Here is a 26,211-nt window from a genome sequence, read left to right on the forward strand (position 1 = left end):
ATTTCCCTTATTTTGTTGGGAAAGTGAAACCTAATTGAAAACCAAACGTATGTAAATTCATCAAGGAAAGGGGGATGTTTTTGAAACGAAACTTAAGTCTTTTTTTATCTATCATTTTTTTAGCTACTGTTTTAACATTTATTCCTAAATCATCAATCATTTCTGCAGAAGAAAAACAACTCGTTTATGTCATTCCTGTTGAGCAAGGGATTGAAAGAGGATTAGAGCGTTTTTTAGAACGTGCCTTTTCTGAAGCAGAAAATGCTTTTGCAGATGCCATTATTTTAGAAATCAATACATTAGGCGGAAGTGTGGATGCGGCGATAGGAATAGGTAAATTGATTCAAAAAGAACAGATCCCTGTATATGCTTATATTAAAGGAGAAGCCATTTCAGCGGGCTCTTATATATCTTTAAATGCCGACAAAATTTATATGGAACCTAATAGCCATATTGGTGCTGCAGCAGTGAGAACCATTTCCGGGCAACAAGTAGACCCTAAGATCACTTCTTGGTGGGCTAGTCATATGATTGATGCAGCTAAACAGAATAATAAAAATGAAGAAATTGCAAGGGGAATGGTAGATCCTGCTGTTGAGATCCCAGGTCTGTCTAAAAAAGGCCAATTGATCACATTAGATTCAGACCTAGCACTAAAATATGGAATTGCCGACGGGATCGTTCAAAGTCGAAAACAGCTTTTAAATACCATTGGTTTGGGGTCGGCAGATACTTATGAGGTTGGTTTAACACCTGCTGAAAGATTAGCTCGGTTTTCTACAAACCCCTATGTGATCCCCATTTTATTGATCATTGGATTAGCAGGGATTTTAATTGAACTATTCATTCCTGGATTTGGTATCGCTGGGTTAATCGGAATATCCGCATTTAGCCTCTACTTTTTTGGGCATTATTTTGCTGGTTTTGCTGGCTGGGAAGATATCATTTTCTTTATCGTTGGATTTATTTTAATGGTGGTTGAGCTATTTGTTCCTGGCTTTGGCATTTTTGGCGCGCTAGGCGTGATTTCTCTTTTTGCAGGCATTATTTTTGCTGCTTATGAGACTTCTTATGGTTTAATAAGCTTAGTTATAGCTGTTGTAGTTAATTCCATCCTCTTCTTTATTCTATTTAAATATTTTAAACACCAAGGATTATGGAATCGATTTATTTTAAAAGATGAACAGAAAAAAGAAGGAGGTTATATTTCTCATACAAAGGATAAAACAATAGTTGGTCATAAAGGAAGAACATTAACTAAATTAAGGCCATCTGGGGTAGCATTGATTGATAATAAAAGATATGATGTGGTTAGTGAAGGGGTTTGGATTGAAGCGAACCAAGAGATTGAAGTGATTTTTGTTGAAGGAACTAGAATCATTGTTAGAGAAGTAAAAAAATAGTTTTAGGAGGTTTGTCGAATGGGTTTTGGTCCAGAAATTACATTACTCGTATTTGTTGCCTTTGGGATTATTATCTTATCTGTATTTTTCACCTTTGTTCCAGTGATGTTATGGATTTCTGCTCTAGCTTCAGGGGTTCATGTAGGAATCTTTACACTAGTAGGAATGAGACTGCGTAGAGTGATTCCCTCAAGAATTGTAAATCCCCTCATTAAGGCGAGAAAAGCAGGGCTAGTGTTAGGAACAAATCAATTAGAAGGACATTATCTTGCTGGGGGAAACGTGGATAGGGTCGTGAATGCTTTAATTGCTGCTGAAAGAGCAGATATAAGTTTAAGCTTTGAACGAGCAGCGGCCATTGATTTGGCTGGTAGGGATGTATTAGAGGCTGTTCAGATGAGTGTTAACCCTAAAGTGATCGAAACACCAATTGTGGCAGCTATGGCTAAAGATGGAATTGAAGTAAAAGCAAAAGCGAAAGTAACAGTTCGGGCAAATATTGATCGCTTAGTGGGTGGAGCTGGAGAAGAAACCATTATCGCTAGAGTTGGCGAAGGAATCGTCACAACAATTGGTTCTTCTGAAACTCATAAGCATGTCTTAGAAAATCCAGATGCAATCTCTCATACAGTTCTTCAAAAAGGACTTGATGCTGGAACAGCTTTTGAAATCCTATCCATCGATATCGCTGACGTGGATGTAGGCAAAAATATCGGTGCTCAATTACAAACAGACCAAGCTGAAGCAGATAAACGTATTGCACAAGCCAAAGCAGAGGAAAGACGGGCGATGGCAGTTGCTTCAGAACAAGAAATGAAGGCAAAGGTACAAGAAATGAAGGCAAAAGTAGTCGAAGCTGAAGCACAAGTTCCATTAGCCATGGCAGAAGCCTTACGCAATGGCAAACTTGGTGTAATGGACTATATGAATATGCAGAATATTAACGCAGATACTGAGATGAGGGAAGCATTTAGTAAGTTAAATGACCCAAATCAAACGCCTCCCAGTGGGAAATAGGTGATCAAAATGGATCAATTTGTGAAGGACAAAATGTTGAAGAAGCAATGGACTGAGAGGGAAATTGAAAAAGAAATTGAAAGTGAAAAAGAAAATTTAAAGAAGACTACTGAATACCCAACCTATACTCATCCTGTTATTCAAGGAATCATTTGGTCAGAAATATTGAACCCACCACGGGCAATTAGACCCTATTCACCCCTACACCGTACAAGATCATAGATTGAATTTAAAAAGCTGTTGAGAAATCAACAGCTTTTTTAAATATTATAGAAAGTATAACTTTCTTCTCCTTATCATTTGAATTTGTATATTCCATAAGCAGCGACCTTTGGGAGTATGTTTTCTTACAAATTAATCGGAATAAGCTTCAAAGGAAATCTTCGCTTTTGTGGGATTGTTATATTCATAAATTCCAAAAAAAAAGCATATGGGTGTAACAAGGAAGAGAGGGGGCAAAGCATTGAGAAAGTTAAGACAAAAAATTAAACAATTGACTGCAAATCAATTGGAACTTCCAAAAGATGTTATATTTGATTTGCCTCGTATCACCATGATTGGTTCCTATCAAATCTATATTGAAAATCATAGAGGAGTTATTCAATTTACTGATCAATTTTTACATCTACGCTTAAGTAAAGGTGAATTAAGATTAGTTGGAAAACAACTTGTGATCCGAACCATATTACCTGAAGAGGTACTAGTAGAAGGTATTATAAATGAAATTCACTATATTGATTAGGAGGAGTCTTTTTGAATGTTCGTGGATTAAAATGGACTAGAGGTTACGTCGTATGCTCACTCAAAGGAAAACATATTGAATTATTTATTAACATGACAATCAAAAAACAATTAAAGATTTGGAACATAAAAATCGTAAATGATTCACAGGCTGTATTCTCGATTAGCCTTGAGAACTTTTTTAAATTAAAACCGATATTGCAAAAAACCTATACTCGAATCCATATTCTGCGTAAGGTAGGGTTACCTTTCCAACTAGCCAAGTTAAACAAAAGAAAGGGAATCGCTACCGGCTTTTTATTATTTTTTCTGTTGATTTATCTTTTATCTTCTATGGTTTGGACGATCGAAATAGAAGGCAATCAAACTATGACAGATGAAGAAATATTTCAAGCGATTGAAAAGCTAGGGATACATAGAGGAATGTTTAAATTTCAACTCCCAGAAGATACAGTGATTCAAGAACAACTAGGTTCAAATTTAGAACAAGCCTCATGGATTGGGGTAAAATTAAAAGGAACTCATTTATTGATCACCATAATGGAGAAGGTGAAACCAGATGAAAAGCCATTAGTTGGCCCAAGGCATATTATATCTAGCAAAAACGCAGTTATTTATCGCATTTTAGCTGAAAAAGGAATCCCACAGGTAAAAGTGAATGATCGCGTAAAAAAGGGAGATCTTTTAATCTCTGGAATTGTGGGAAATGTTGAAAACCAAGAGGCTCAAGAACTAGTAGCAGCAGAAGGGGAAGTCTTAGGAGTGGTTTGGTATGAATCCACCGTTACGATTCCATTAAAGCAGGAGTGGAAGGAATATACGGGTAATCGGGTTGAACGGAAGTATCTTATGCTTGGGAATCGAGTATTAAGAGTAAAGGGAGCGAAGGATATTCCTTTTTCACAATCTCAAAAACAGTATGATTTAAAACAGATATCATGGAAAAACTATGTTTTACCAATCGGTTTTCTTGATGAGACCATTTTAGAATACCATAATCAACAACGAGTTTTATCTGTCTCTGAAGCGATCAAATTAGCAAAAAATCAAGCAAGACAGGATTTACGAACGAAAATTGATGAAGACAGCAATTTTAAAAGTGAAAAAGTTTTGCACCAAAGCACAGAGAATGGTAAAGTAACAGTAAAGATACTTTTTGAGGTGTTAGAAAATATCGCAACAACACAACCTATAGTTCAAGGAGAATGAGGGCATTTGCAAGTAGACGTATATACAAATCGAATTGCGCTAGGAGATATGGAAGAACGACAAAATTTATTTGGGCCACAAGATCAATGGTTAAAAATTATTGAAAAAGAAACAAATGTTCATATCTTAACTCGGCATGAGAATCTTGTGCTTCAAGGGGATCAAAAAGAAGTAGACCGTTTGACAAAGTTATTTGAAGTTCTGGTCGTTTTAGTAAGAAAAGGATACCGACTCTCTGAAAGAGATATTTATTATGCATTAGAACTCGCAAAAGATGATTTATCAAACGAATTATTAGACCTTTATGATGAAAAAATCATGGTTTCCTATAAAGGAAAAGAGATTCGAGTAAAATCTTTGGGACAGAAGCATTATGTTTCAACGATTCAAAAAAAGGATATTGTCTTTGGAATAGGTCCAGCAGGTACTGGGAAAACGTACTTAGCAGTTGTCATGGCGGTGTCGGCATTAAAAAAGGGTGAGATACGGAAGATTGTTTTAACTCGCCCAGCCGTTGAAGCTGGGGAAAACTTAGGCTTTCTTCCTGGTGATTTACAGGAAAAGGTGGACCCTTATTTAAGGCCAATTTATGATGCGTTATATGATTTACTAGGTGTAGAACAAGTAAATAAACTGTTGGAGCGAGGAATGATTGAAATTGCCCCTTTAGCATATATGAGGGGTAGAACATTAGAAGATTCATTTATTATTCTAGATGAAGCGCAAAATACCACACCTGAACAAATGAAAATGTTTTTAACACGTTTAGGGATAGGTTCTAAAATGGTAGTAACCGGAGATATTACACAAGTCGATTTACCAAGAAAAACGAAATCAGGTTTACGTGAAGCGGAAAGAATTCTTAAATCTATAGACGACATTGGTTTTATTTATTTAACTGAACATGATGTGGTTCGTCATCATCTCGTTCAAAAGATAATTCTTGCTTATGAAAGAGATACACAAAGTCCTTCCTAAAAAGGGGCGAAAACGAAATGGGAAAAAAGCAAAAAGTGAAATGGAATATGGTTAAAATGATGGAAGGTTGGGGGAATCATCCTTCCATTCGTTTCTTCATGTATATTGGGTTAGGAATCATCATGTATTTGTTACTAATTGGACAAGTTATACCTGAAACCTATGAACTAAAAGAGGGGCAGATTAGTCAGGTTACTTTAACTTCACCGATTCGTGTAGAAAATCAGTGGGCGACTGAACTTGCAAAGGATAAAGCAGCAAAATCAGTTCCTGATCAATATACAAAGGACCAAAATATTGTTAATGACCAAATTAGCCGATTGGAGCAAATGTTTACAGACATTTTAACGATAGCAGAAAATAAAGATCTATCTAAAGAAGAGAAGGAAGCTGCTTTAAGAGACCTAACTAGCTTATCTTTTTTAGACGACGCTTTATTCAAAGAACTATCTAGTTTAAATGTTGAAAAGATAAAAAATATTCAATATATCTCTAAATCTACATTGGATATTGTGATGAATGATGGAGTGAACATTAAAAAATTAAATGAAGCTTTTGAAGAAGCGGCTCAAATCATTCAAAACAATCCGTTTGATAATGAAGATAGAATCAAACATTTGGCCAATGAAATGACAAAATATTTTATTAAACCAAATGTATTTTATAATTCGGATCAAACTTCCCTTTTACGAGAAAAAGCAAAAAGTGAAGTCGAACCTGTTATCATTAAAAAAGATGAATTGATCGTAAAACAGGGCCAATATATTGATAAAGAAATTTATGAAAAATTAAAAGCAGCAGGACTATTAAAAGATACTTCAACACTATGGCCCTATTTTGGGTTATTGCTGTTCATTTTACTCATTTTATTACTTCTTTTCTTTAGTATTGAACGGATGAACCCTTTCTTACATCAAGATAACCGTGCACTTCTTTTATTATTTACGATCTTTATTTTAACATTTTCAAGTATTAGTATTTTGGGATTGATTGGTTTAGGTAAAGACCTTCTAACCTCTCCTAAGGGTTATTTAGCACCAGTCGCTTTTGGTGTGATGTTAATTACCTTACTCATTAATATGAAGATGGCGATTCTGAGTGGCGTTATTTTTAGTATTTTTACAAGCATGATCTTTAGTACGGATCAAAGCTTTATTTTTGATTTTAGATATGGATTTGTTGCCTTGATCGGTAGTGCTGCTGGTGCATTTGCGATTGGAAGAATTAAGCAACGTTCCGCCATTTTAAAAGCTGGATTAGTGGTTTCGTTGTTTAATGTAATTGGAATTGCCGTGATTGTGATGTTGACGAGCCAAAGTTATTCATTGAGACAAATGTTTGCAACCCTTTCATATGGTGCAATAGGAGGATTCTTTTCTTCCGTGCTTACGATTGGTTTCTTACCATTTTTTGAAGCTGTTTTTGGGATTCTATCTCCTACTAGATTAATTGAATTATCGAACCCAAATCATCCTCTTTTACGGAAATTGTTAATTGAAACGCCAGGGACTTATCACCATAGTGTGATTGTAGGAAATCTGGCAGAGGCAGCAGCTGAAGCAATTAATGCAAACGGATTATTGGCTAGAGTAGGTGCCTATTATCATGATTTAGGAAAAACAAAACGGCCTAGTTTTTTTATTGAGAATCAATTAAATATGGAAAATCCTCATGATAAAATTTCACCAAGTTTGAGTAAAAATATTATCTTGGCTCATCCAAAAGATGGGGTAGAGATGTTAAAGGTTTATAAAATCCCTAATGCCATTCAGGATATTGCTGAGCAACATCATGGAACTTCTTTACTTAAATATTTTTATCATAAGGCTTCTAAAGATTCTGAACAACCTATTCCAGAGGTTGAATATCGTTACCCTGGGCCAAAACCACAATTTAAAGAGGCAGCGATTGTAGGAATCGCAGACAGTGTTGAAGCGGCTGTAAGGTCAATTAAACATCCTACCAATGAAATCATTGAAGAAATGGTTAGAAAGATTATTAAATCCAAATTGGATGATGGTCAGTTAAATGAGTGTGACTTAACATTAAAAGAATTAGAAATTATTGCAATTTCGATGTTGGAAACCTTGAAAGGTATTTTTCATTCGCGAATTGAGTATCCTGATGATAAGGATTTAGAAGAAACAAAAGGGGCGAGATCTAGCTAATGATAGATGTTGATGTCTTAGATGAGCAAGAAGAAAGGGAAATCCTAGAGAAAGAAATTGAATTAGTCAATCAAGTAATTCAAACTGCTGCAGAATTAGAAGGGATCACTGAAGGAGAAGTGGTTGTTACACTGGTTGATAACAAGCGAATCCATGAACTAAATCGAGACTATCGTGGAATCGATCGACCTACAGATGTATTATCCTTTGCATTAAATGAACCGGGCGAAGATGATCTAGATATTGTTTATGATGAAGAGATGGATATGCCGACTATGCTTGGAGATATAGTGATTTCAATTCCAAAGGTGATCCAGCAAGCAGCTGATTATGGCCATTCCTTTGAACGGGAGTTAGGGTTTTTAACAGCTCATGGTTTCTTGCATTTATTAGGTTATGATCATGAGACAGAAGAAGATGAAAAAGTAATGTTTACAAAACAAGAGTTGATTTTGGAGAAAATGAAACTATCAAGGTGATGATGAATGTGATCTGGGGGAAATTCCTTCGAAGTTTTGTCTATGCAAGTGAGGGAATTACATATTCCTTGGCAAGCCAAAGAAATATGAAAGCTCACTTCACGATTGCTTTCATCGTTCTTTTGTTAGGAATGTGGTTTCACTTTAATACGATGGATACCCTTATTATTCTTTTTGCCATTGGACTGGTGATTGGTTTTGAAATGGTAAATACGGCAATTGAAGCGACGATAGATTTAGTAACGCAAGAATTTCATCCTTTAGCAAAGATTGCAAAGGATGTAGCCGCTGGAGCTATTTTAATGGTTACTTTTACAGTTGTTTTTGTTGGATTGGTTGTGCTATTTCCCTATTTAACATTGATCTATCAAGAGGGATGGAAAGGGAGGTTGCCATCCCAACCCTCTTTCTTTATTTTACAGGGATTCTTTCTGTTATTATTTACCTATGTTGTAAAAGCATATTGGTATAAAAAGCAATCCAATTACGAGCCTAACGTATTAGTAGGTAATTTGTTATATTTATTTGTTCTTTTCTATTTTATAAATGTTTTATTTTCTTTACTTGTTTTTTTTCTTTTAACCAACTATTTAATCATGATTTTATTTAAGAAGAAGTTTACCTGGGTTGGATTTGTGCAAAATGGACTGATCTCAATCGGGGGTTTTTTTCTCTTATACAATCTTTTTTACTGATAACCTTTTTCATATTCATAAATGGAGGAGAATAAGAAATGACAAAAGAGGAATTAATTGAGTTAGCAAAGGAAGCAAGAAAAAATGCTTATGTTCCTTATTCAAAATTTGAAGTTGGCGCTGCGATTTTAACTAAAAGTGGGAAAATATATAAAGGGGCAAATATTGAAAATGCCTCATATGGCTTAACCAACTGTGCGGAAAGAACAGCGATCTTCAAAGCGATCTCAGAAGGGGATCATGACTTAGACGAAATTGCTGTTATTGCTGATACAGAAGATCCTGTAGCACCGTGTGGTGCTTGTCGCCAGGTCATGGTTGAGTTTTTCAATCCTAAAGCAAAAGTATATTTGGCTAATTTAAAAGGGGATGTAATGGAAACAACCGTAGAGGGGTTACTTCCAGGCGCATTTACACAGGAGGATTTAGATGAATCAGGAAAGTAAGCAAATCAAATCTGGCTTTGTTGCCATTATTGGTAGACCAAATGTAGGGAAATCCACATTACTTAATGAAGTGATTGGTCAAAAAGTGGCAATCATGTCCGACAAACCGCAAACGACCCGAAATAAGATTCGTGCTGTTTTTACAAATGAGCAAGGACAAATTGTTTTTATTGACACACCAGGTGTACATAAACCAAAAACGAAATTGGGTCAGTATATGATGAATATTACTTTGACCTCATTACAAGAAGTAGATCTCATTTTATATCTCATTGATGTGACTAATAAATTTGGTCTAGGGGAGCAGTTCATCTTAGAACAATTAAAGGAAGTACGTTCTACCCCTGTATTCCTTATCTTAAATAAAATTGACTTAGTGACTCCAGAGCAATTATTACCGATTATTGAACAATATCGATCATTATTTGATTTTAAAGAAGTGATTCCTATTTCTGCGTTAAAAGGGAATAACGTGCAAACTTTACTAAGTGAGATTTTTGAAGAGCTACCAGAGGGGCCTTACTATTTCCCACCAGATCAAGTCGTAGAATCACCTGAAAGGTTTATCGTTGCTGAATTAATTCGGGAAAAAATTTTGCATCTAACAAGGGAAGAAGTTCCACATTCTATTGCGGTTGTGGTTGAATCGATGAAGCCAGGTGAAGAAAATCCCAATACCGTCGTGATCCAAGCCGTAATCTATACTGAGAGACCCTCTCAAAAGGCAATTATTATTGGCAAAAGTGGCAGCATGTTAAAGGAAATTGGGAAAAAGGCACGGGAGGATATTGAAAGATTATTGGGAACCAAAACATTTATAGAATTATGGGTGAAAGTGAAAGAAGACTGGAAAAATCGCGATTACTTATTAAAGGATTTTGGTTATTTTGAAGAAAATGATTAGATTATTCCTGAAATTTTTTTCCTCGGATAGAAAAGAAGTAGTTAGCTTATCCTAATAGATATAAATACTTCAATCTGTGAGGAAAGGGTGAAAAGCCATGAAAAACTTTTCATGGAACTATTTTTGCAATACAGGACAGATTGACGCTTATCTTTTATACAAGGATTGTGAAAAAGCAAATCAAGTAGAGGATGACTCTGCAATAAAAGAACGGAAGGCATTAGAACAGACCTAAAGGATAAATAAGTGAATGGGAGAAACTGGAGCATAAAAATGTTAGTAAGAACTGAAGGTATCGTGATCAGAACCGTGGATTACGGAGAGACAAATAAAATTATTACCTTATATACAAGAACACATGGAAAAGTATCGCTTATGGCTAGAGGCGCAAAGAAAACAAAAAGTCGTTTTAGTTCCATGTCACAGGTTTTTAGTTATGGAGAATATATATTTTTTTTGGGAAAAGAGATGGGATCTTTAAATCAAGCTGAACATATTCGTATGTTCCCCACCTTTCATACTGATATTGAAAAGACTGCATATGCAGCATACCTAATTGAACTTATTGATAAGATGACAGAATCAAATGATCCAAATCCTTTTTTATTTCAACAATTATTAGCTGGCCTTGAATTAATTGATGAGGGAAAAGATGAAGAAGTGATTGCCAGAATTTTTGAAATGAAAATACTATACATTTCTGGTTATCGCCCTCATCTACACTCATGTACAATTTGCGGTAGTGAGGAGGCACTTAGTGGTTTTGACATTAGACATGGTGGTCTTGTTTGTTCTAAACATTTTGACCAGTATCGAACGATTGCTTTACAACCAATTACCATTAAATTATTACAAATGTTTGAAATGATTGATATGAAACGAATTGGTCAGGTCAATATCAAAGATTCAACAAAAATTCAACTTTCACATGTAATGAAGTCATTTTTTGATCAATATATAGGTATAACTTTAAAATCTAGACAATTTCTAGATCAATTGCACAAGTACAAGGAATAGGAGGGATACCATGGAGCCTAAAAAGGAAGATGTGCTAATAGAAATTATCCAACATCGAGTACATTGTAGTCGCGAAGAAGCACGTAATTTTCTAAAAAAACACCATTATGATTTGGTATCCGCTATGAATGAAATCAACGGAATAAAAGATGGGCCAAAAGAACATGTTATCGAAGAAGTTTTTCATGTCTCTGGAGAGAAATTATTGAAAACGTTAAGGAGTCTTCTAAAACAAACGAATTTGGTCCATTTAACTCTACAAAAAGACCAGAAAGTTCTCTTATCTATTCCCCTTGCTTTTGGGGTGTTCATGTTTTGGTTATATCCTTTCATTTCCACATTAACAACTCTTTACTTAATAAAAAGTAATTACACGATTAAGATATTGAAAAGAATAGCGTAATGATTTCATAGGTTCCCACAAAGGTAGTCGGAATAGCTTTTAAGGAAGTCTTTACTTTTGTGGGTTCTTTTAGCTCTCATGTATCCCATTCAGGAACAGAGAGCTTTTTCTTTTAAACCTTTAATTAGTTCTTGCAGAAGTTGGAATAACAATATAGTATATACTATATAAAGAAAAAATATAAAAAGTATAACACAATTATTTGAAGGTGGTGATAACGATAGAACTAACAAATCGACAAGAATTGATTTTAAAAATTGTAAAAGATGAAGGACCAATTACTGGAGAACAGATCGCTGAAAGATTAAACCTTACACGTGCCACTTTACGCCCTGATTTGGCGATCCTCACCATGTCAGGTTTTTTGGATGCTAGGCCAAGGGTTGGTTATTATTATACAGGAAAAAAGGGTAACCAACTGATCAGTGAAACACTTAACAAAATACTTGTAAAGGATTACAAGGCAGTTCCTGTTGTCATTAAAGAAGAAGCTTCTGTTTATGATGCGATTGTGATGATGTTTTTAGAGGATGTTGGAACATTGGCAGTGATCAAGAATAAGGGGATATTAGCAGGAATCGTATCCAGAAAAGATTTGTTAAAAGCTGCAATAGGGAAACAAAATTTACAGGAAATCCCTATCTCCATTATTATGACAAGAATGCCGAATATCATTACTTGTCAATTGGATGACCCACTGGTGAATGTAGCAAACAAATTAATTCATTATCAAATTGATTCGATTCCGGTTGTCCGTCCATTTGATGGGCTTGACGGTCTTGAGGTAGTGGGTCGGATAACAAAAACGACGATAACAAAGGCATTTGTTGAACTGGTCAATGAAAAAGATATTTAGAGGAGGGAATAACCATAAGTAGCCAAAACGAAAAACCAATTATCTATGTTATTTCTGATTCAATTGGAGAAACTGCTGAATATGTGGTAAGAGCTGCTGCAAGTCAATTTAATGGGGGAATAGCTGAAATTCGAAGAATTTCTTATATTGACGACCATGAATCAATTGACGAGGTTGTTCAATCAGCGAAAGAAGTCAATGGATTAATTGCTTTTACCATTGTTGTAGCTGAATTGAAGGAATATCTTCTGAAGATTGCAGAAAAGAAGCAAGTCAAAACAGTAGATATCATGGGTCCAATGATCGATGCTTTACAGGGAATTTATAAAATACCTCCAAAAATGAAGCCAGGATTGGTTAGGAAATTAGATGATGAGTATTTTAGAAAAGTTGAAGCGATTGAGTTTGCAGTTAAATATGACGATGGAAGGGACCCAAGAGGTATCTTAAAAGCTGATGTTATTTTGGTTGGTGTATCAAGAACCTCTAAAACCCCATTATCCATGTATTTAGCTCATAAACGTTTAAAGGTAGCAAACGTACCACTCGTTCCAGAAGTACAACCGCCAGATGAACTTTTTGAGGTTTCTAGCAAAAAAGTAATTGGTCTAAAAATAAATCCTGACCAATTAAACAGTATACGTAAAGAAAGATTAAAAGCATTAGGGTTAACCGCTCAAGCTAACTATGCCAATTATAAAAGAATTTTAGAGGAATTAGAATATGCAGAAAGAGTCATGAAAAAGATAGGTTGTCCCGTGATTGATGTATCTAGTAAAGCAGTGGAGGAGACTGCCAATATTATTTTAGATATGTTTCGTAAAGGTGGGGAAAGATAAAATGGCCGAAAAATATGTCTATCTATTCCATGAGGGGCATGCAGGAATGAAAGAACTGTTAGGTGGAAAAGGAGCCAATTTGGCGGAAATGACCCGTGTCGGGCTACCTGTTCCTCCTGGATTTACGGTTACAACACATGCGTGTAATCAATATTATGAAAATAGTAAAGAATTATCAAATGAAATGAAAGACCAGATTGTAAAAGCTCTACATGTTCTGGAAGAGAATACAGAGAAAAGACTTGGGGGGTTGGAAAATCCTTTATTAGTATCTGTAAGATCTGGTTCAGTCATTTCGATGCCCGGAATGATGGACACTGTACTTAACTTAGGTCTAAATGATGAAACAGTTCAAGTGCTTGCTAATTTAACGGGAAATCCTCGTTTTGCTTATGATAGTTATCGCCGCTTTATTCAAATGTTTTCAGATGTTGTATTGGGAATTGAACATTACCTATTCGAACAAGTAATTGAAGAAGTAAAAGAAAAAAAAGGATTAAAGGAAGATCCTGAATTAAGTGCATTAGATTGGCAAGAAGTCATTGCTGGTTTTAAAAAAATAGTCCTCCAAAAAACAAAAGATTCATTTCCACAAGAACCTATGGTTCAATTAGAAATGGCAATCCGTGCTGTTTTTGATTCTTGGAATAATCAAAGGGCAATTGTCTATCGTAAAATCAACAAAATCCCTGATAATTTGGGTACTGCTGTCAATGTACAAATGATGGTTTTTGGAAACATGGGCGAAGATTCTGGAACAGGGGTAGCCTTTACGAGAAACCCATCTACAGGAGAACGGACTTTGTATGGAGAATTTTTAATGAATGCTCAAGGAGAAGATGTTGTTGCAGGCATTAGAACACCTAAGTCCATTCATACATTAGCAGAAATAAACGCTGAAGTATATGAATCTTTTAGTCGTATTGCAGAACGATTAGAACGGCATTACAAAGATATGCAGGATATAGAATTTACGATTGAAAAAGGAAAACTTTATTTATTACAAACCAGAAATGGAAAGAGAACTGCCCAATCAGCAGTAAAGATCGCTGTTGATATGGTAAAGGAAGAAATTATTGATAAAGAGACAGCCATATTAAGAGTGGACCCTGATCAACTAAATCAATTACTACATCGTCAAATTGATTTATCTGCTAAGTTTGATCAGATCGCAAAAGGTTTGCCAGCATCTCCAGGGGCTGCAACCGGAAAAATAGTATTTGATGCGGATATTGCGGAAAAGTTGGGAATGGCAGGTGAAAAAGTGATTTTGGTTCGTCCAGAAACCACCCCAGAAGATATTCATGGGATTGTTGCAGCCCAAGGGATACTGACAAGTCGTGGTGGTATGACAAGCCACGCAGCAGTTGTTGCTAGAGGAATGGGGAAACCTTGTATTACAGGCTGTGAAGAATTAAAAATAGATTTAAGAAAGAAAGAAATCGTCTTAAGTAACGGTCAAGTTCTTAAAGAAAAAGAGGTCATTTCTATTGATGGAAGTACAGGTAGAGTCATCGCTGGGGAAGTTCAATTGATTGACCCTCAGTTATCTAAAGAACTAATTGAATTGTTAGAGTGGTCTGATCGGATCAGGAAAATTGATGTTAGAGCAAATGCAGATAACCCGGAAGATGCGATGAAATCAAGAGAATTTGGTGCAACAGGAATTGGCCTTTGCCGAACAGAGCATATGTTTATGGAGGCTACGAGGATTCCAATTGTACAAGAAATGATCCTCTCAGAAACGGTGAAAGAACGGGAGGCAGCTCTAGCCAAACTTCTCCCAATGCAAAAATCTGATTTTAAAGGAATTTTGAAAGCGATGGCTGGTTTGCCAGTAACAATACGATTACTAGATCCACCTCTTCATGAATTTTTACCTAATGTTGAAGAATTAGTGGTAGAAATTACAAAATTAAAAATGGTGGATGAAGATTCTAAACAGTTAAGGGAAAAGGAACGACTTATACGGAAGATTCGTCATTTGTCAGAATTTAATCCAATGCTTGGTCATAGGGGATGTCGTTTAGGCATTACCTTCCCAGAGATTTACCAAATGCAAGCAAAGGCCATTTTTCAAGCAACGATTGAATTAGCAGAAGAAGGGATCGAAGTAAAACCAGAAATTATGATTCCACTTGTAGGACATGTGAACGAATTAAAATTGCTGAAAGAATTAGTCATAGAAACAGCGGAACAGATAAAAAGAGAAACAGGAAAATCCTTTAATTATACAATCGGTACAATGATTGAAATCCCAAGGGCAGCCTTAACTGCAGATGAAATTGCTGAACACGCGGAATTTTTCTCATTTGGAACCAATGACTTAACCCAAACTACATTTGGATTTAGTAGGGATGATGCAGAAGGTAAATTCTTGCACTATTATGTTGATCATAAAATTCTACCTGATAATCCCTTTGTCACCATCGACCAAGATGGGGTAGGAAAATTGATTCAAATGGGAACAAAATTAGGCCGTAACACAAAGCCTACTTTAAAAGTAGGTATCTGTGGTGAACATGGTGGAGAAAAAAAATCAATTGAATTTTGTTATCAAACAGGGCTAAACTATGTGAGTTGTTCCCCATATCGCGTTCCTTTAGCGAGATTAGCGGCAGCTCAAGCAACGGTTAAACAGAAAAGAGCATAAAAGTGAATAGGTAGTTGGTAGTCAAAAATACACCAAATTTATTCATTCGGTGTATTTTTTTTGTAAAAAAATAAATTTGCTACTTATTTTTTCTTGTATTTTTGTTATAATATAGATCGTTTATTCGACAAAATTCTCCTTTTATTTAAAAACTTTGTCGAGAAGGATTTTTTGTGTTTTTGTAGAATAAGTTAGATAGGAAATGAAAATGATTAAAAGATTAATTGTTGATGCAGATTCCTGTCCTGTAAAGGATGAAATCGTACAAGTAGCTAAAGAATATGTGATCTCAGTCATCTTTGTGGCATCCTTTGCTCATTTTATGAGTCCAATAGAGGGTGCCCAGATTATTTATGTTAGGCTTATACCATGCAAGATAGGGAAAATTTTGTCGAAACACTACGAAAAATTTTAAATTCTTAGCAGGAAATTTTAAACCGATGAAGAATGTAATGTGATGGAATTGAGGGTGCTTCTATGTCATCTAAGTTGATACCAGATGAAATTCTACATAATATTAGACGCCATTTTGATATAGTTGATGTGATTAGCCAATATGTTCAATTAAAAAAGAGTGGGAGGAACTTTGTTGGGCTTTGCCCTTTCCATTCTGAGAAAACACCATCTTTTTCTGTTTCTCCTGAAAAACAAATTTATCATTGTTTTGGCTGTGGTGCTGGCGGTGATGTGCTTCGTTTTATAATGGAGATCGAAAACTTTAGCTTCAGAGAAGCTGCTCTGCATTTAGGTCAACAAGCAGGTATTACGATTCCTTTGGAGCATGAGCAAACCTATTATGATCCTTTGGAACAACAAAAACAACAAATGATCCAAGTCCATGAATTAGCTAGTAAGTTTTATCATTATCTTCTGCTTGAGACAGAACATGGGCAGGAATCTTTACGTTATTTAATAGATAGAGGGTTTACAAGGGAGTTGATTGAGACTTTTTATATTGGATATGCACCCTCAGCTTGGGACACATTAAAAAACTTTTTATTAAAAAGGGGTTTTGCTATAGAGATATTGGAGAAGGCGGGGTTAATTATTCAATCCGATGAAGGGAACTACTATGATCGGTTTAGAAATCGTGTGATGTTTCCTATTTTTGATGCTCATGGAAGAGTGATTGCCTTTGGAGGAAGGGTTTTAGATCAAAGTTTACCTAAATATTTAAATAGTCCTGAGACCCTTATTTTTAACAAAAGTAAAACACTATATAATTTACATTTAGCAAAAAAACAGATTCGAAAAAAAAGGCAAGCTATTTTATTAGAAGGTTATGTAGATACCATTGCTGTTTGGAATGCAGGCGTTGAGCAAGGGATTGCTACACTTGGTACTTCATTAACAGAAGAACATGCAAAAATCCTGCGAAGAGATGCGGATGAGGTGGTCATTAGTTATGATTCTGATTCAGCAGGACAATTGGCCACATTTCGTGCTATAGACATACTTCAAGAAGTTGGGTGTCAAATCAAGATAGTTCAAATGCCAAAGGGACTTGATCCTGACGATTATATTCGTAAATTTGGGGCTGAATCATTTAAACAAGAGATTCTTGGGAATACTGTAACTGCAACAGCTTTTAAAATCCAATATATTCGAAAAGACTATAACTTAAATGTTGAATCTGATCGAATGAAATATCTTACTCATGCGATAGATATTATAGCTGACTTAACACATGCGATTGAGCGTGAACATTATTTGAAGGGACTGGCAGATGAATTTCAGCTATCATTTGATTCCTTAAAAAATGACCTCCAGCTCATTTATTATGAAAAACGGAAAAAAAAGGAGAAAACAAGGGATAATCTGGCAGTCAAGTGGAATAATAATATAAATAATGGCAATCATCTGGGTAGATCTAAAACTTTATATCCAGCTTACTATAATGCTGAAAAATATTTAATCTATTTCATGATGAAAGATCGCCAAATTGCTGAGAAAATCCAACAGGAGATTGGAAGTGGATTTCATGTGGAGGATTTTGCAGTATTAGCGGCGTATATATATTCATATTATGGTGAAGGAAATCCTGCAGATATTAGTCGGTTTCTTTCCACCCTTCAAGACCAACATGATATTCAACTTGCAACAGAAATGGCTATGCTTGATGTGAATGAAGAGATCACAGAGGATGAGTTAAATGATTATATTATGCAAGTTAAAAAATATAATATAGAGATTATGATTAAGCAAAAAAGGGAAGAACAGCTAAAGGCAGAGCGTTCAAACGATTTTGCTAAAGCAGCCCAAATTGGACAGGAGATCATCCAATTACGTAATAAATTGAAATGGGGATAATCAGGAAATTTAGGGAAGGAGGGAATTATTATGGCGAAAGATAAGAATCTGAATGTGGAAAATAATCATGTTGATCCTGAACTTACATTGGATCAAGTAAAAGACCAGATTGTTGAAGCTGGTAAAAAACGAGGATCCGTTTCGTACAAAGAAATGATAGCTAAATTATCCACATATGACCAGGACTCCGATCAAATTGATGAATTCTTTGAATATTTAACAGATCAAGGAATTGAAATAGTCAATGATTCAGATGATGATGACCATGATAATACATTAATAATAGAGGATGATAGGGATGAAGATCTAGATGATGAGTTTGATCTAGAAGATTTAACTATTCCCTCTGGTATAAAAATTAATGACCCCGTAAGAATGTATCTTAAAGAAATTGGGCGTGTTCCGTTATTATCTGCGGAAGAAGAAATTGAATTGGCCAAACGAATTGAAAAAGGTGATGAAGAAGCGAAACGTCGCCTTGCTGAGGCTAATTTAAGATTAGTTGTAAGTATTGCTAAACGTTATGTTGGACGTGGTATGTTATTCTTGGATTTAATCCAAGAAGGAAATATGGGATTAATTAAAGCAGTTGAAAAATTTGATTACCGAAAAGGATACAAATTTAGTACCTATGCAACTTGGTGGATTCGCCAGGCAATTACAAGAGCGATTGCAGACCAGGCAAGAACGATTCGCATTCCAGTCCATATGGTTGAAACGATCAATAAATTGATTCGAGTTTCTAGACAATTACTTCAAGATTTAGGACGTGAACCTTCTCCAGAGGAAATTGCCAAAGAAATGGATCTAAGTACTGAAAAAGTACGTGAAATTATGAAAATTGCGCAAGAGCCAGTTTCTTTAGAAACTCCTATTGGAGAAGAAGATGATTCCCATCTAGGTGATTTCATTGAAGATCAAGATGCTCTAGCTCCATCCGATGCAGCCGCATATGAATTATTAAAAGAACAATTAGAAGATGTTCTAGATACGTTAACAGAACGAGAAGAAAATGTACTCCGTTTACGCTTTGGACTTGATGATGGTCGCACAAGAACATTGGAAGAAGTTGGTAAAGTTTTTGGTGTAACAAGGGAAAGGATTCGTCAGATTGAGGCAAAAGCCTTACGAAAACTTCGTCATCCAAGCCGCAGCAAACGGTTAAAAGATTTTCTAGAATAATTCTTAAGTATTTGTTTTTCGGACCCGCAAAGCTAATTTGTGGGTCTTTTTCTTTCAATAAATATAACTAACTTCTTGTTGTTTTCAATTTTACATTTTTTAATAACCTAATGCAAATTTCCAAATCAAACTTTTTTTGGATGAATGCCTCCTTATTTGCGTATTCTATGTAGATGAGGAGTGATATCTTATGTTCCAAAAAGGTAAGCTATGGGTGATTAGTCTTTTGACCCTAGCAATATTAGGTACTGTAATTAATCTTCAAGGAATGAGTTCAAAAAGTACACCAACTTTACGTTCTTTTGCACCTTATATTACTATAAAAAGAGACCAAATTCCCAGTTATCTAATCGATATGATTTATCATGAAAATACGAAAAAAGTGACGGGAAACATGAAAGTGATGGTTCCTAATCGCACAACTAAACCATTAGATGAGCTTTATTTTCATCTATATCCAAACGCTTTTGCTAATTGGAAATGGGAAGAAGTGACCAAGCCCAAAACGAACGGTTATTTAAAAGTGATTAAAGCTTCAATCAACCAGATAGAAGCTTTTCCTCATCAGAAAGATACATTGCTAAAACTTAATTTACCTATTCCTTTACAACCGAATAAAGCAGCAATGGTGGAAATCACTTTTGAATTAAAGCTGCCAACAAGAGGGTTACGTTTAAATCAAACACCCTATTCTGCCTATTTAGCCCAATGGTATCCAATGCTAGCAGTGGTGGATAATCAGGGATGGCATATTGACCCCTATACGACAACAGGTGATCCGTTTTTTTCTGAAATTGCAGATTTTAAAGTACATGTTCAAGTACCAGAAGGATATACTGTTATTTCCTCTGCAAACGATCCACATCATGAAGTTGCAAATGAGAAACAAGTCACTTTGTCTCAACAAAAAATTAGAGATTTTGCCATGGTTATCACAAAAGAATACGAATCGATTTCTGGGATAACAAAAGATGGGGTAAAAACAAACCTTTGGTACCTATCAGATCAACAGGCGGTGGCTCCATTACTCTTAGGTGCTGCTACCGATGCAATGCAATTTTTTAATGAATCGTTTGGATCCTATCCGATGAAAGAAATAGATATTGTGCTAGCTAACTCAGGATATGGAATAGCTGGTATGGAATATCCGGGACTGGTTACATCTGATGCCTACATTGAGGAAGGGAAAAAAAAGTGGCCTGCTTATCACGTTGTGGCCCATGAATTAGCTCATCAATGGTGGTATAGTACGGTAGGAAATAATCAAATTGAAGAACCATGGTTAGACGAAGGGTTAACTTCTTTTTCCGAATATCTTTATACCGAACAGGTCTTAAAGCGAAAAAATATCGATGTTTTAATGAAAAAAATCAAACAAACGACAGATCAACTTTCAGCTGAGCAAAATGTGAGTGTACTACAATCGATTTATTCTTATGGTGATTTATATGGACTATTTATTTATGCAAGACCAGCAGCTATGTTATGGGAATTAAAGGAAGAGTTTGGGGATCAGAAAGTTAAAGAATTATTACAAACCTATTATAAAAATTACCGATTCAAAATCGCTTCAACAGAGGATTTTATCCAAACGGCAAATACAGTACTCAATAAGGATATGAGCCCTTTTTTTAATCAGTGGCTCATTACTCGTTAAGAAAAATCCACAAAAGTGATAACTTACCTATGTTATTCAGCATAGGTTTCTTTTTGCCTATGTATGGGTTGGAATGTATAATGGTTATGTATATAGTTTGATAAGAAAAGGTGAAATCATGGAATCAATCCAGTTATCTGAGCGTTTATTAATGATTGCACAAAATATCCCTGTAGGAAAAAGAGTAGCAGATATCGGTTCAGATCATGCCCTCTTACCAAGTTATCTTATCGTTAATGAAATCTCTCCATTCGTCATTGCTGGTGAAGTAAATGAAGGACCTTACCAGGCAGCGAAAAGGCAAATTGAAAGTTTAGGGCTTGAAGATAAGGTTTCAGTCAGAAAAGGAAATGGTCTACAAGTGATAGAACCAAACGAAGTTCAAGTGGTTACAATTGCTGGAATGGGAGGATCATTGATTTCTCAAATTTTAGAACAGGGAAAAGAAAAAATAGATCAACTTGAACGGTTCATTTTACAGCCTAATGTTGGTGCAGATCAGGTTAGAAGATGGCTGGATCAGCATAATTGGGACTTGATAGCCGAAGAAATTTTAGAAGAGGGCGAAAAAATATATGAGATTATTGTGGCAGAAAAAAGAAGGGGAATGGAAGATCCGGTATATCGGTCAGAAAAATGGAGCAAAGACGAATTATATCGTTTAGGACCGATTTTAGTGAAAAAGCAGTCTGAGGTTTTAATTAAAAAGTGGATGATTGAATTAACAAAAGTAGAATATATCCTTGAACAGATTAAAAATTCAAAGAATGAACAAGAAAAATCTATAAAAGAAATGCAATTAAACCATGAGCAAAAATGGCTGAAGGGGGTTATCCAATGTTTGCAAAAGGACAAACCATTATTCAGTTAATGGAACAGTTTGCACCTAAACATTTTGCCATAGAAGATGATAAAATTGGTCTACAAGTAGGCACTTTAAACAAAGAAGTAAAAAAGGTAATGTTCACGTTAGATGTTTTAGAAAATGTGGTGGATGAGGCGATAGAGCATCAAGTTGATCTAATTATCTCTCATCATGCCGTTATTTTTAGACCGCTAAAAAACTTAAGAACAGATTTGCCTCAAGGACGCTTGTATGATAAATTGCTAAAAAATGATATAGCCGTTTATGTGGCTCATACTAACTTAGATTCAGTAAAAGGTGGAGTGAATGATGTTTTAGCTGAACGGCTAGAACTTCAAGAAGTAGAATTATTGGAGTCTTTCAATTCTTTAGAGTTATCAGAAAAAGCATATGGTATTGGAAGAATAGGTAAGCTTAAAGAAGTAATGTTACTTCAAGATTTCGCATTATTTGTAAAACAACAATTTCAATTGGATGGTGTACGGATTGTTGGCGATTTAAATCGTTCTGTTAAAAAAGTAGCGATTGTTGGTGGAGATGGAAACAGTTTTGTTAGTAAAGCAGCATTTCGTGGTGCAGATGTTTTAGTAACAGGGGATATTTACTACCATGTTGCACATGATGCAATGGCTCAAAATTTAGCGATCATAGATGCTGGACATAATATTGAAAAATATGTGTTAGATCACGTAAAAGCTTATGTTGAAGAGGAATTTAAAAAAAAGGAAATATCAACTGAATTATTGGTTTCTAAAATAAATACGAACCCATTTCAATTTATGTAAACACGATTTCAGGGGAGAGGAACATGTTAATCGGGAGAAAGTTTTTCGAATATGAACAAGCAAATAGAAGAATACATGAAATAGAACAAAAAGAAGTAGAATATATGATACAAAAAGAAAAATACTTAAATGAACAAGAAATTGAAAAAAGCAATATCACTCAATTTCAAGCTCAACCAATCAATGATGACATCAGAATAGAGCTTGCCCTTTGTAAGCAAAGGATTTTCTTACTACAAAAGGATTTAGATCGTTTAGAAGAAAAATGGCGTGAGGAAAGCCTTATTTTCATGCAAGAAAAATACGATTTAGAGCAAAAGATCAATGAGCTTAAAACGATCATTCCAAATCAACATTGGAAAATATATCAACGTATAAAAGAAACAAAGGAAAATCCAGTTGTTGAAGTAAAGCACCAAATGTGTACAGGCTGTTTTATGCCATTATCCCAAACTAACCTTAATCGATGGCGTCGTGGAAAAGATTTAGTTTTATGTGAAGTATGTGATCGTATATTAGCATAATATGGTAATACAACCATCTAAACACCATTGAACTGACCGCTAATTTTTGATATAGTATTATTTGTCGTTATTCAAGGTAACGTTTATTGTATAAGTGAAAATGGAAAGTAAGTTGGGTAATCGCTGGTGAATGATCGCAAGGTCTCACGAGAGGAAAGTCCGAGCTCCATAGGGCAGGGTGCTGGATAACGTCCAGTCAGAGTGATCTGAAGGATAGTGCCACAGAAATGGACCGCCTATGTATCATCATGTTTGATGCAGGTAAGGGTGCAACCGTGGTGTAAGAGACCACGAGGAGATATGGTGACATATTTCCTGGTAAACCCCACTTGGAGCAAGACCTGATAGGAATGCACATGGAGTTGCCCGCTCCGCATTCGGGTTGGTCGCTTGAGCTGTATAGTAATATACAGCCTAGATAGATGATTACCACTTCAATGGTGGGAGCTAGAAGCGTTTTACCACTAGAAGAACAGAACTCGGCTTACAGACTTACTTTCCAAACGAAAATAAAGCGAAATATAAAGATATTTTGTTAAACAAAGTATCTTACTATATCTCGCTTTTTTCTATTTTATTTTGGCAATAATATTGCAAAACCTTAACAAATTAAATAAAATGTGTGGGAAATCAACTATTATGATATAAAGAAGGGAAACCCATGACTCCAAATCAATCCTATACTAGAAACCTGACCTTACTCACTGACTATTATCAAATTAGTATGATGTATTCACATTTTAGAAACAAGCTATTTCATAAAGAAGTTGTTTTTGACGTTTATTTTAGAAAAAATCCATGTGGGACAGGCTATAGTTTGTTTGCAGGTTTAGAGCAAGTGATCGAATACATACAAAATCTCCATTTTACAGAAGAAGATATTGAATTTCTAGCTAAGACTTATAAATATGACAAAGAATTTTTAGATTATTTATCCGACTTTAGATTTACTGGTAACATTTGGTCTGTAAGTGAAGGAACTGTTGTTTTTCCTAATGAACCGATTATGAGGATTCAAACGAATATCTTGGAAGGTCATTTGGTTGAAACGGCGATCTTAAATTTGATCAATCACCAAACTCTTATCGCTACGAAGGCATCTCGAGTTGTTTTTGCCGCGAATGGCGATCCAGTATTAGAATTTGGATTAAGAAGAGCTCAAGGCCCGGATGCAGGTGTATATGGTGCTCGTGCGGCCTATATTGCTGGAGTAGTAGGTACTTCTAATGTTCTAGCAGGAAAATTATATTCGATTCCTGTAAAAGGAACCCATGCTCATGCTTATATTCAAAGCTATTCTTCTGAATTAGAGGCTTTCCTTAATTTTGCTGAAGCATTTCCTAATAACCTCATTTTATTAGTTGATACATATGATACATTGGGAAGTGGAGTACCTAATGCGATTAAAACGTTTCAAATCATGAAGGGAAAATTAGGTGATCAATTTAAGAATTATGGGATTCGCCTTGATTCTGGTGATTTGGCCTATCTATCTAAGGTTGCAAGAAAAATGCTAGATGAAGCTGGATTTAATGATGCTCAAATTGTAGCGTCAAATGATTTGGATGAGAACCTGATTAGAGATTTAAAATTACAGGGGGCTAAAATTGATGTTTGGGGGGTAGGCACGAATTTGATTACTTCAAGTGATTGTCCTTCTTTAGGTGGTGTTTATAAATTAGTTGCCGAAAAAGAAGAAGATCAATTCATACCAAAAATCAAAATCAGTGAAAATCCTGAAAAGATTACCACCCCTGGATGTAAAAAAGTAGTCCGTTTTTATAATAAACACACGAAGATGGCAATATTGGACTTAGTAATGTTACAAGAGGAAGAAATACCAACCCATGATTTTATTGCCTTTGATCCGATCAATATTTGGAAAAAGAAAAGGGTTAAGGATTTTGTGGCAAAGGAAATTTTAATTCCTATCTTCGAAAATGGGGAGTTAGTCTATACATTACCATCTATTGAGGAAATTAGGGCACATGCAAAAAGTGAATTAAGTACTATTGATGATGAAATGAAACGTCTTAGTAATCCTCATATTTATCACGTTGACTTGTCAAGGAAACTATGGGATTTAAAATATGATCTGATCAACAAAGAGAGGAAAAGATAACCATCATGATACTTACTGCGTTAATTCACAATTATCCCCTGATAACTGCATTTGTGTCGATGTTAATAGCTCAAATCATTAAATTTCCTCTCCTCTACATCATGGAGAAAAAACTGGAGCCAATGATTATGTTTAGTAATGGGGGAATGCCTAGTTCTCATTCTGCATTTGTTACTTCCTTGACCACAGCACTTGGCATCAAGTATGGAGTTGAATCACCTTATTTTGCAATTGCTACAGTATTTGCCCTGATTACCATGTGGGATGCGGCTGGTGTTCGTTATCAGGCGTCTGAACATGCTAGAATCCTGAATATTCTTGTACAGGATTTTCAGAATTTAGTCGAACATGTTAAATACAAAACAAAAAGAACTAGAAATCAAGTTCCATTAAAAGAGCTTTTAGGCCATAAACCATTTGAGGTTTTGGTTGGTTCGTTTCTAGGGTTTCTTATCGCTTTTATCATAAAATACTGGGTTTATCAGTGACGTCAAAAGAATCCCACAAGGGTGCAGTTAATATGTCTAAAGCAGATATTGCGAACCAATTTTTTTTTTGCCAATATTTTGGAACGAATTGTTTTATCTTTAGGAAAAGGGAGAGAGGATTATTTCCGTATGGCCCATTTCATCTACTCAAGTGGATATTCGTTCGATCGATATAGGTAATCCAATGCTTGCCATGCATTCAATTAGAGAACTGGCAGGGGTAAAAGACCATGATTATGTGATTCAGTCTTTTAAAGCATTTTATAAATTATAAGAATAACTTCATAAGTTATTTAAAACTTTTCAAGCCTAGACCATATTTAGACATGGTAGAGGCTTTTTTTAGTGCGCCACGCATGGCGATTAACTAGACGGTGAAAGTCCGTTATGGGGGTATGTAGCAACCAACCATTAGCCTAAGGCAAGGGTGTCCATCGTGAGGTGGAATCTGAAGGAAGCCGGCGGCAAAG

27 protein-coding genes and 1 other RNA gene are annotated in these 26,211 nt (G+C 35.4%); all 28 read left to right on the forward strand.

Annotated elements, in window-relative coordinates; genetic code table 11:
• The first annotated feature begins 80 nt into the window (after positions 1 to 80).
• Positions 81 to 1,403 (forward strand): NfeD family protein, encoded by a 1,323-nt coding sequence (locus BEN26_RS00770; RefSeq protein ID WP_181482151.1) that lies wholly within the window; start codon positions 81 to 83, stop codon positions 1,401 to 1,403.
• A gap of 18 nt (positions 1,404 to 1,421) precedes the next feature.
• Positions 1,422 to 2,420 carry a flotillin-like protein FloA gene (gene floA, locus BEN26_RS00775; protein WP_068723375.1) on the forward strand — a complete coding sequence of 333 codons (999 nt, stop codon included), beginning with the start codon at positions 1,422 to 1,424 and terminating at the stop codon, positions 2,418 to 2,420.
• A 9-nt stretch (positions 2,421 to 2,429) separates the two neighbouring features.
• A complete protein-coding gene (locus BEN26_RS00780; RefSeq protein WP_068723378.1) occupies positions 2,430 to 2,642 on the forward strand; it encodes a hypothetical protein in 213 nt (70 codons plus the stop codon).
• 241 nt (positions 2,643 to 2,883) lie between these two features.
• Positions 2,884 to 3,162 carry a sporulation protein YqfC gene (yqfC, locus tag BEN26_RS00785; protein WP_068723380.1) on the forward strand — a complete coding sequence of 93 codons (279 nt, stop codon included), beginning with the start codon at positions 2,884 to 2,886 and terminating at the stop codon, positions 3,160 to 3,162.
• Positions 3,163 to 3,173: 11 nt separating this feature from the next.
• Complete coding sequence (gene yqfD / locus BEN26_RS00790) at positions 3,174 to 4,370, forward strand: sporulation protein YqfD (RefSeq protein WP_069800223.1); 1,197 nt, start codon at positions 3,174 to 3,176, stop codon at positions 4,368 to 4,370.
• Positions 4,371 to 4,418: 48 nt separating this feature from the next.
• Positions 4,419 to 5,348, forward strand: a complete 930-nt coding sequence (locus BEN26_RS00795; RefSeq protein WP_069800438.1) for a PhoH family protein — start codon at positions 4,419 to 4,421, stop codon at positions 5,346 to 5,348.
• A 17-nt stretch (positions 5,349 to 5,365) separates the two neighbouring features.
• Complete coding sequence (locus BEN26_RS00800; protein ID WP_069800221.1) at positions 5,366 to 7,516, forward strand: HD family phosphohydrolase; 2,151 nt, start codon at positions 5,366 to 5,368, stop codon at positions 7,514 to 7,516.
• Positions 7,516 to 7,995: an rRNA maturation RNase YbeY gene (ybeY, locus tag BEN26_RS00805; protein WP_069800219.1), complete on the forward strand. Its 480-nt coding sequence runs from the start codon at positions 7,516 to 7,518 to the stop codon at positions 7,993 to 7,995. The genes BEN26_RS00800 and ybeY overlap by 1 nt, the downstream gene beginning before the upstream one ends.
• Before the next feature lie 8 nt (positions 7,996 to 8,003).
• On the forward strand, positions 8,004 to 8,690 hold the full coding sequence (locus BEN26_RS14215; protein ID WP_181482152.1) for a diacylglycerol kinase family protein: 687 nt from the start codon (positions 8,004 to 8,006) through the stop codon (positions 8,688 to 8,690).
• 38 nt (positions 8,691 to 8,728) lie between these two features.
• Complete coding sequence (locus tag BEN26_RS00815; protein WP_069800217.1) at positions 8,729 to 9,136, forward strand: cytidine deaminase; 408 nt, start codon at positions 8,729 to 8,731, stop codon at positions 9,134 to 9,136.
• Positions 9,120 to 10,040 carry a GTPase Era gene (gene era / locus BEN26_RS00820; protein WP_069800215.1) on the forward strand — a complete coding sequence of 307 codons (921 nt, stop codon included), beginning with the start codon at positions 9,120 to 9,122 and terminating at the stop codon, positions 10,038 to 10,040. Before BEN26_RS00815 ends, era begins: the two co-directional genes overlap by 17 nt.
• A gap of 97 nt (positions 10,041 to 10,137) precedes the next feature.
• Positions 10,138 to 10,275 carry a YqzL family protein gene (locus BEN26_RS00825; protein WP_084818863.1) on the forward strand — a complete coding sequence of 46 codons (138 nt, stop codon included), beginning with the start codon at positions 10,138 to 10,140 and terminating at the stop codon, positions 10,273 to 10,275.
• 38 nt (positions 10,276 to 10,313) lie between these two features.
• Positions 10,314 to 11,057, forward strand: coding sequence for a DNA repair protein RecO (recO, locus tag BEN26_RS00830; RefSeq protein ID WP_069800214.1), 744 nt, complete (start codon positions 10,314 to 10,316; stop codon positions 11,055 to 11,057).
• A 10-nt stretch (positions 11,058 to 11,067) separates the two neighbouring features.
• Positions 11,068 to 11,460 carry a DUF4342 domain-containing protein gene (locus BEN26_RS00835; protein ID WP_069800213.1) on the forward strand — a complete coding sequence of 131 codons (393 nt, stop codon included), beginning with the start codon at positions 11,068 to 11,070 and terminating at the stop codon, positions 11,458 to 11,460.
• Positions 11,461 to 11,674: 214 nt separating this feature from the next.
• Positions 11,675 to 12,316: a transcriptional regulator CcpN gene (ccpN, locus tag BEN26_RS00840; RefSeq protein ID WP_068727434.1), complete on the forward strand. Its 642-nt coding sequence runs from the start codon at positions 11,675 to 11,677 to the stop codon at positions 12,314 to 12,316.
• Positions 12,317 to 12,330: 14 nt separating this feature from the next.
• The gene (locus BEN26_RS00845) at positions 12,331 to 13,155 is read left to right on the forward strand and encodes a pyruvate, water dikinase regulatory protein (RefSeq protein WP_069800212.1); all 825 of its coding nucleotides are present in this window, start codon (positions 12,331 to 12,333) and stop codon (positions 13,153 to 13,155) included.
• Between the two features lies 1 nt (position 13,156).
• Positions 13,157 to 15,808 carry a pyruvate, phosphate dikinase gene (gene ppdK, locus BEN26_RS00850; RefSeq protein WP_069800210.1) on the forward strand — a complete coding sequence of 884 codons (2,652 nt, stop codon included), beginning with the start codon at positions 13,157 to 13,159 and terminating at the stop codon, positions 15,806 to 15,808.
• A 208-nt stretch (positions 15,809 to 16,016) separates the two neighbouring features.
• A complete protein-coding gene (locus tag BEN26_RS00855) occupies positions 16,017 to 16,223 on the forward strand; it encodes a hypothetical protein (protein ID WP_255421829.1) in 207 nt (68 codons plus the stop codon).
• 62 nt (positions 16,224 to 16,285) lie between these two features.
• On the forward strand, positions 16,286 to 18,118 hold the full coding sequence (dnaG, locus tag BEN26_RS00860) for a DNA primase (protein ID WP_069800207.1): 1,833 nt from the start codon (positions 16,286 to 16,288) through the stop codon (positions 18,116 to 18,118).
• Positions 18,119 to 18,148: 30 nt separating this feature from the next.
• Entirely contained in the window at positions 18,149 to 19,300 is a 1,152-nt protein-coding gene (gene rpoD / locus BEN26_RS00865; protein ID WP_068723401.1) for an RNA polymerase sigma factor RpoD, read from the forward strand.
• 190 nt (positions 19,301 to 19,490) lie between these two features.
• Positions 19,491 to 20,957 carry a M1 family metallopeptidase gene (locus BEN26_RS00870; RefSeq protein ID WP_069800205.1) on the forward strand — a complete coding sequence of 489 codons (1,467 nt, stop codon included), beginning with the start codon at positions 19,491 to 19,493 and terminating at the stop codon, positions 20,955 to 20,957.
• A gap of 118 nt (positions 20,958 to 21,075) precedes the next feature.
• Positions 21,076 to 21,828, forward strand: coding sequence for a tRNA (adenine(22)-N(1))-methyltransferase (locus BEN26_RS00875; RefSeq protein ID WP_069800203.1), 753 nt, complete (start codon positions 21,076 to 21,078; stop codon positions 21,826 to 21,828).
• Entirely contained in the window at positions 21,795 to 22,607 is an 813-nt protein-coding gene (locus tag BEN26_RS00880) for a Nif3-like dinuclear metal center hexameric protein (protein WP_069800201.1), read from the forward strand. The genes BEN26_RS00875 and BEN26_RS00880 overlap by 34 nt, the downstream gene beginning before the upstream one ends.
• Positions 22,608 to 22,630: 23 nt before the next feature.
• Entirely contained in the window at positions 22,631 to 23,131 is a 501-nt protein-coding gene (locus BEN26_RS00885; RefSeq protein WP_069800199.1) for a C4-type zinc ribbon domain-containing protein, read from the forward strand.
• 104 nt (positions 23,132 to 23,235) lie between these two features.
• Positions 23,236 to 23,634, forward strand: an RNA gene (gene rnpB / locus BEN26_RS00890) — RNase P RNA component class A.
• Positions 23,635 to 23,792: 158 nt separating this feature from the next.
• Complete coding sequence (locus BEN26_RS00895; RefSeq protein WP_069800197.1) at positions 23,793 to 25,253, forward strand: nicotinate phosphoribosyltransferase; 1,461 nt, start codon at positions 23,793 to 23,795, stop codon at positions 25,251 to 25,253.
• A 5-nt stretch (positions 25,254 to 25,258) separates the two neighbouring features.
• Positions 25,259 to 25,741, forward strand: a complete 483-nt coding sequence (locus BEN26_RS00900; protein WP_068723410.1) for a divergent PAP2 family protein — start codon at positions 25,259 to 25,261, stop codon at positions 25,739 to 25,741.
• Positions 25,742 to 25,877: 136 nt separating this feature from the next.
• On the forward strand, positions 25,878 to 26,015 hold the full coding sequence (locus BEN26_RS14220; protein ID WP_399167617.1) for a hypothetical protein: 138 nt from the start codon (positions 25,878 to 25,880) through the stop codon (positions 26,013 to 26,015).
• The last annotated feature ends 196 nt before the right edge of the window (positions 26,016 to 26,211 follow it).

This window comes from Tepidibacillus sp. HK-1 (assembly GCF_001748485.2).
In the GTDB taxonomy this organism is placed as follows: Bacteria; Bacillota; Bacilli; order Tepidibacillales; family Tepidibacillaceae; genus Tepidibacillus_B; species Tepidibacillus_B infernus.

What these genes read in the sequence shown, in the direction of transcription:
- floA (WP_068723375.1), top strand. Translation starts at nt 1,422, where the DNA reads ATGGGTTTTGGTCCAGAAATTACATTACTCGTATTTGTTGCCTTTGGG.
- BEN26_RS00780 (WP_068723378.1), top strand. Translation starts at nt 2,430, where the DNA reads ATGGATCAATTTGTGAAGGACAAAATGTTGAAGAAGCAATGGACTGAG.
- BEN26_RS00795 (WP_069800438.1), top strand. Translation starts at nt 4,419, where the DNA reads ATGGAAGAACGACAAAATTTATTTGGGCCACAAGATCAATGGTTAAAA.
- BEN26_RS00800 (WP_069800221.1), top strand. Translation starts at nt 5,366, where the DNA reads ATGGGAAAAAAGCAAAAAGTGAAATGGAATATGGTTAAAATGATGGAA.
- ybeY (WP_069800219.1), top strand. Translation starts at nt 7,516, where the DNA reads ATGATAGATGTTGATGTCTTAGATGAGCAAGAAGAAAGGGAAATCCTA.
- BEN26_RS00815 (WP_069800217.1), top strand. Translation starts at nt 8,729, where the DNA reads ATGACAAAAGAGGAATTAATTGAGTTAGCAAAGGAAGCAAGAAAAAAT.
- era (WP_069800215.1), top strand. Translation starts at nt 9,120, where the DNA reads ATGAATCAGGAAAGTAAGCAAATCAAATCTGGCTTTGTTGCCATTATT.
- BEN26_RS00825 (WP_084818863.1), top strand. Translation starts at nt 10,138, where the DNA reads ATGAAAAACTTTTCATGGAACTATTTTTGCAATACAGGACAGATTGAC.
- recO (WP_069800214.1), top strand. Translation starts at nt 10,314, where the DNA reads ATGTTAGTAAGAACTGAAGGTATCGTGATCAGAACCGTGGATTACGGA.
- BEN26_RS00835 (WP_069800213.1), top strand. Translation starts at nt 11,068, where the DNA reads ATGGAGCCTAAAAAGGAAGATGTGCTAATAGAAATTATCCAACATCGA.
- ppdK (WP_069800210.1), top strand. Translation starts at nt 13,157, where the DNA reads ATGGCCGAAAAATATGTCTATCTATTCCATGAGGGGCATGCAGGAATG.
- BEN26_RS00855 (WP_255421829.1), top strand. Translation starts at nt 16,017, where the DNA reads ATGATTAAAAGATTAATTGTTGATGCAGATTCCTGTCCTGTAAAGGAT.
- dnaG (WP_069800207.1), top strand. Translation starts at nt 16,286, where the DNA reads ATGTCATCTAAGTTGATACCAGATGAAATTCTACATAATATTAGACGC.
- rpoD (WP_068723401.1), top strand. Translation starts at nt 18,149, where the DNA reads ATGGCGAAAGATAAGAATCTGAATGTGGAAAATAATCATGTTGATCCT.
- BEN26_RS00870 (WP_069800205.1), top strand. Translation starts at nt 19,491, where the DNA reads ATGTTCCAAAAAGGTAAGCTATGGGTGATTAGTCTTTTGACCCTAGCA.
- BEN26_RS00875 (WP_069800203.1), top strand. Translation starts at nt 21,076, where the DNA reads ATGGAATCAATCCAGTTATCTGAGCGTTTATTAATGATTGCACAAAAT.
- BEN26_RS00880 (WP_069800201.1), top strand. Translation starts at nt 21,795, where the DNA reads ATGTTTGCAAAAGGACAAACCATTATTCAGTTAATGGAACAGTTTGCA.
- BEN26_RS00885 (WP_069800199.1), top strand. Translation starts at nt 22,631, where the DNA reads ATGTTAATCGGGAGAAAGTTTTTCGAATATGAACAAGCAAATAGAAGA.
- BEN26_RS00895 (WP_069800197.1), top strand. Translation starts at nt 23,793, where the DNA reads ATGACTCCAAATCAATCCTATACTAGAAACCTGACCTTACTCACTGAC.
- BEN26_RS00900 (WP_068723410.1), top strand. Translation starts at nt 25,259, where the DNA reads ATGATACTTACTGCGTTAATTCACAATTATCCCCTGATAACTGCATTT.